Annotated in this window: 6 protein-coding genes and 2 pseudogenes; 3 read left to right on the top strand and 5 right to left on the bottom strand. The window is 63.9% G+C overall.

Features of this window, described 5'->3' with window-relative positions; genetic code table 11:
- Positions 1–122: 122 nt before the first annotated feature.
- The 3 genes from D769_RS31030 to D769_RS13290 form a co-directional block, all read right to left on the bottom strand.
- Positions 123–557: a nuclear transport factor 2 family protein gene (locus D769_RS31030; RefSeq protein ID WP_008645849.1), complete on the bottom strand. Its 435-nt coding sequence runs from the start codon at positions 555–557 to the stop codon at positions 123–125.
- Positions 557–1,261, bottom strand: a complete 705-nt coding sequence (locus D769_RS13295; protein ID WP_008645848.1) for an SDR family NAD(P)-dependent oxidoreductase — start codon at positions 1,259–1,261, stop codon at positions 557–559. The genes D769_RS31030 and D769_RS13295 overlap by 1 nt, the downstream gene beginning before the upstream one ends.
- A 90-nt stretch (positions 1,262–1,351) precedes the next feature.
- Positions 1,352–2,263 carry a sterol desaturase family protein gene (locus D769_RS13290; protein WP_008645847.1) on the bottom strand — a complete coding sequence of 304 codons (912 nt, stop codon included), beginning with the start codon at positions 2,261–2,263 and terminating at the stop codon, positions 1,352–1,354.
- An 86-nt stretch (positions 2,264–2,349) separates the two neighbouring features.
- On the opposite strand from D769_RS13290, the gene D769_RS13285 reads away from it, so the two are divergent.
- Entirely contained in the window at positions 2,350–3,384 is a 1,035-nt protein-coding gene (locus tag D769_RS13285; protein ID WP_008645845.1) for an AraC family transcriptional regulator, read from the top strand.
- Between the two features lie 3 nt (positions 3,385–3,387).
- Here D769_RS13285 and D769_RS13280 read toward each other — a convergent pair whose 3' ends face one another.
- Positions 3,388–3,666, bottom strand: a complete 279-nt coding sequence (locus tag D769_RS13280) for a M48 family metalloprotease (RefSeq protein ID WP_008645843.1) — start codon at positions 3,664–3,666, stop codon at positions 3,388–3,390.
- Complete coding sequence (locus tag D769_RS31025; RefSeq protein ID WP_193750046.1) at positions 3,600–4,103, bottom strand: hypothetical protein; 504 nt, start codon at positions 4,101–4,103, stop codon at positions 3,600–3,602. The genes D769_RS13280 and D769_RS31025 overlap by 67 nt, the downstream gene beginning before the upstream one ends.
- Between D769_RS31025 and D769_RS32675 the strand changes: the two are divergent.
- Together D769_RS32675 and D769_RS32670 are read left to right on the top strand one after the other, a co-directional pair.
- A pseudogene (locus D769_RS32675) lies at positions 4,046–4,189 on the top strand (sensor histidine kinase); the annotation flags it as partial. The gene D769_RS31025 and the pseudogene D769_RS32675 overlap by 58 nt on opposite strands.
- A 99-nt stretch (positions 4,190–4,288) precedes the next feature.
- A pseudogene (locus D769_RS32670) lies at positions 4,289–4,700 on the top strand (dihydrolipoyl dehydrogenase); the annotation flags it as partial.

The following is a 4,700-nucleotide window of genomic DNA, read 5'->3' as shown; positions in this document are numbered from 1 at the left end:
GCCGCCGGCCGCGTGACGAGGTGCCGGCCACGCAGCCGGCAGCCAAGCCAGAGTCCGATCCGATGCGGCCACGACCCCGCAGGGCTGCGCTCGGCCCTGTGCCGGGATTCGGTGAGAAATGGCTACGCACTGAGCCGCTGCGTGGCCCCGCGATGTCGAAAACCCACGCATGAACCCCCGATCTGTGCCCGATCTGTGCCCAAAGCGGCGCTTGCGCGGCCGCTTCCTACCTGCCAGACTCGCAAAAAAGGGCGGTTGAACTTCCTATACCCGACCTCGCCCTCGGCGCGGTCGCCGGCTAGCTTGAGGTTCACGGTCGTCACGTTGTGATGCAGGATTTCCATGGCCTTCTGGATTTCCGGCAGCTTGTCGATGAATTCCATCGCCAGGCCCTTGGCGAAGTGGCCGTGATCGTCAATCGCATCCTCGTGATAGAGCGTACGCATCTTGACGTGATCGTGGCGGTCGGCAGCGTTGCAGTAGGCCATGATCAGCTCGTAAATCGCCTGCTTGTCGAGCAGTTCGTCGAGCTGCTGTTCGCGCGTCTTGCCGCTCATCAGCTCAATCCCACGACCGGCAGCGCGACGCCGTGCACCGCGCGCGCCTGCTCGGAGCAGAGGAAGGTGATGACTGCCGCCAGATCGCCCGGCGCGACCCATTTCTTCGGATCGGCGTCTGGCATCGCGGCGCGATTCGGTGGCGTGTCGATGATGCTGGGCAGCACGCAGTTGACGTTGATGTTCTGCTCGCGCAGTTCGCCGGCCATGGCTTCGGTGATGCGGATCACCGCGCTCTTCGAGGCGCTGTAGGCCCCCATCTGCGCCACGCCTTTCTGGCCGGCGCCAGCGCCGACGTTGACAATCTTCCCGCCGCCGCCCGCCAGCATCGCCGGTACCGCGGCGCGCACGGCATTGAGCAGGGTGCCGACGTTGATGTCCTGCATCTTTTGCCAGTCGGCTGCCGCAGTGGCATGCACCGGGGTGCCCATGGCGAAACCGCCGGCGATGTTGCAGAGGGCGTCGAGACGGCCGAACTTCTGCATCGCGGCGTTAACCGCATTCTGCGCCGAGGCAGAGTCGAGCAGGTTGGCCGGCAGCAGCAGGCGTGTGTCGGCGGTGCCGGGATACGCTTGTTGCAGCACGGCCTCGCTGACGTCGGCCAGCGCCAGCCTGGCGCCACCAGCAGCAAAGCCTGCGGCAACCGCCTTGCCGAGAGAGCCGGCCGCGCCGGTAATCATCACCACCTGATTGTCGAAGCGCATGGCGTTTCCGTATGAGGAATCTGGTTTATTGAAGCAGACGGCAATGTGCGGGCGAATCCTGCAATCGTGTGAGCCCGCATGCCGGCGATTTCAGCTTGCCTTGGTGGCCGCTTGCGTCTGCCAGTAGGGGTGATCCGGCGGATATTGCGGACCGTCCGGCGACCACTCCGGCGGGCCGAAAATCCAGCCCAGCTTGTTGCGCCAGCCCTTGGCGTTCCAGACCTGGCGCAGCATGAAGGCGGTCTCGTGGAAAATCACGGTGGGCAGGCTGAAGGTCTTGAGGTCGTGCACCAGGCCGTATTTCACCGGGACGTCGCGGCGCTCTTCCTGGAAGGTGCCGAACAGCTTGTCCCAGATAATGAGGATGCCAGCGTAGTTCTTGTCGATGTAGATGCCGTTGCTGCCGTGGTGGGCGCGGTGATGCGAGGGCGTGTTCATGAACTTTTCGAGGAAGCCCAGGCGGTCGATGGCCTCGGTGTGGATCCAGTACTGGTAGATCAGGCTGATGCCGAATTGCACCGCAATCGCCAGCGGGTGAAAGCCGACGAAGGCCAGCGGCAGGTAGAACACGAAGGTATACGCCGGGCCCAGGGTCGACTGGCGCAGCGCAGTACTGAGGTTGTAGTGCTCGCTGGAATGATGATTGACGTGCTCCATCCAGAACAGGCGGCAACGGTGCGCGCTGCGGTGATACCAGTAATAGGTAAAGTCGTCGGCGAAGAACAGCAGCACCCAGGTCCACCAGACGAGGGGCGAGAGCGTGAACAGGCGATGTTCATAGACGAAAGCAAACAGCCAGCCGGTATAGCCTGCGCACAGGGCCCGCATGCCGAGCTTGATCAGGCCCAGCGAGATGCTGACGCTGCTGTCCTTGATCTCGTAGCCCCTTTTGCCCTTGCTCTTGGCGCGGCGCAGGGCGAACCACTCCCAGGCCATCAGGACCAGAAAATAGGGCATGGCGATGTAGAAGATGTTTTTGGCCCACCAGTCCAGCGTTTCCATAAGCTCCTCGATTCGCACGATGTATTGACTGTTAGCATTCTCTCCATTGTGTATCACTTGCCGCTTGACCCCGCACGACAATCTGTATGACAGCACGCGCCAAGACCGGAGTCGACGACCCTGCGGCCCTCGCGCCCAGCACCGCGGTCAGCTATCTGCTGGCCTTGTTCGACTATTTGCGCCTGCGGCAGATCGATGCGACCGAACTGCAGCGGAGCCTGAACGTGGATCTCAACGACCGCGATGCGCGCGTCAGCGAGCTGGAGGCGGCTGAATTGTTCAATCGCGCCGCCGTGCTGGCCCAGGATCCTGATCTCGGCGTGCATGTTGCCGAGCACATCCGGCCAGGGCATTACGGCGTTCTCGGCTATGTCGCCATGGCCTGTACGACCCTGGGCGAGGCCATGCTCGCCCAGCAGCGCTATCAGGGGCTGGTGATCACCGTTGCGCCGGTGGACGTGCGGATCGACGCCGAAGCGATCGTGTTGAGCTGGAACCGTTCGACCGATCTCCGCTACCGCCAGCTTGCGGAGTTCAATCTCGCCGGCATGCTGACTTTTGTGCGCTGGATCACCGGACAGGCGATCTCTCCGCTGGGCGTCGATTTCACATACGAGGCGCCGCAGCGCCTGGACGAGCAGCGCCGTGTGTTCGCCTGCCCGATACGCTTCCGGCAGGACAGTTACCGCATGATCGTGCCGAAGTCGTGGCAGGGACTGGGCCTGATCCAGCCGGACCCCGCCATGCGCCAGTTGATGGATCGCCTGGCCCAGCAGCAATTGCTGACGCTCACGCGCACGGACGATCCGCTGGTCCGCGCCCGCCGCCTGATCGCGCAGCGGCTGGGAGATGGCGAACTGGAGCTGAGTCATGTCGCCTCGGCGCTGCACGTCTCGCCACGGACCTTCCAGCGCAAGCTCCAGGAGCATGGTGAAAGTTTTACCCAGCTGGTCGATGGCGTGCGCAAGGAAATGGCTGAACGCTATCTGGAAGATGCCTCGCTGAGTCTCACGGACATCGCTTTTCTGCTGGGGTATTCCGCGCAGAGCGCCTTTGCGCGTGCCTACAAGCGCTGGACCGGGCACGCGCCGGCACGTACGCGACAGGCGGCGGCCGGTTGAGCCTTACTGAGGGGGCGGCATGGGCAGGGCCAGTGGCCGCAGGGGTTGACGGACAGGGTCCCAATCCGCGGCGGCCTGCCGCAGCCGCTCGATGCGCTCGGCGTCCAGCGGATGCGTCGAGAGCAGGGACGGTGCTTCACCGCCGTGTTCGGTGTGATAAGCCGCAAAAGTCTCGAATACCGAAGCGCCGCCGCCGGCGTGACCATAAAGTTTCTTCACTGCGGCGATGGCATGTCCGTCGGCGAGCGTTTCCGCCTGCCGGGAATAGCCGCGCTGGACCACGGTGGCAAAGGCCGTAGACAGGCTGCCGGCATTACCGGTTCGTATTCGGCAAAACGCGCTGGCTCGGCGCCCAGGATGGCGAGGTCGATGTCCACCAGCAGTTGCTGATCCGCATCAGCCGGTTTGGCGGTGTGGCAGGTCGCCATGATCAGCGCTCGCACCCGCCGGACCTGCGCTTCCCCTGCTCCGCTTCGCGTCAATTCGCCGGCGGCCCAGTCGGCACTGCGCTGCTCGTTGTCTTTGGCCTGCAGCCCGTAAATCGCGTCGTGAAACCAGAGGGCAATTTCAACGTCTCCGGCGTGAACCGCAAGGTCGAGCGCGCCTTCCAGTTGGGCGATGCACTCACCCAGATGCTGCAGCGAGTGGTAGCGGCGATGGGGTGGAAGTGCGCAAGACAATTGACCATGTCGAACTGATCGTGTGCGATACAGGGCCAAGAATTGCCCCGGATGGGCACGCGAAGGGCCTTGAACCCTTGTATCGAACGCTCGGTACAAACACGACAGGGTCGGGCCTGGGGCTGCCAATTGTTCAGGCCATCGCCACGCACACAGGGGCCACCATCCAACTGGAGTATGTCGACGAATCCGCGCAAACCGGTCTGCCGGTCCGTGTGTCGTTGCTGCAGGGCAACAAGGAACTGGCCAGCGCCGCCTTCAACGCCCGCGTGATCCCCAGCGTGGCCTACACCGACCCCGAAGTGGCATGGGTGGGCCTGACCGAAGACCAGGCCAAGGCGCAGGGCATCAAGGTCAAAAAGGGCCTGTTCCCCTGGGCCGCCTCGGGCCGCGCCATTGCCAACGGGCGTGACGAAGGCTTCACCAAGCTGCTGTTCGACGACAGCCCCGAAGCAGGATCAGGAGACGGCCATGCTGGCCGGGGCCACGGCAAGATCCTGGGCGGTGGCATGGTCGGCACCCACGCGGGCGACATGATCGGCGAGATCGCCCTGGCTATCGAGATGGGTGCCGACGCAGTGGACATCGGCAAGACCATCCACCCCCACCCCACGCTGGGCGAGAGCATCGGCATGG

The organism is Cupriavidus sp. HMR-1, assembly GCF_000319775.1.
GTDB classification, from domain to species: Bacteria; Pseudomonadota; Gammaproteobacteria; order Burkholderiales; family Burkholderiaceae; genus Cupriavidus; species Cupriavidus metallidurans.
Note: the sequence above shows the minus strand (reverse complement) of the source record. Positions and strands in the feature narration are given on the sequence as shown.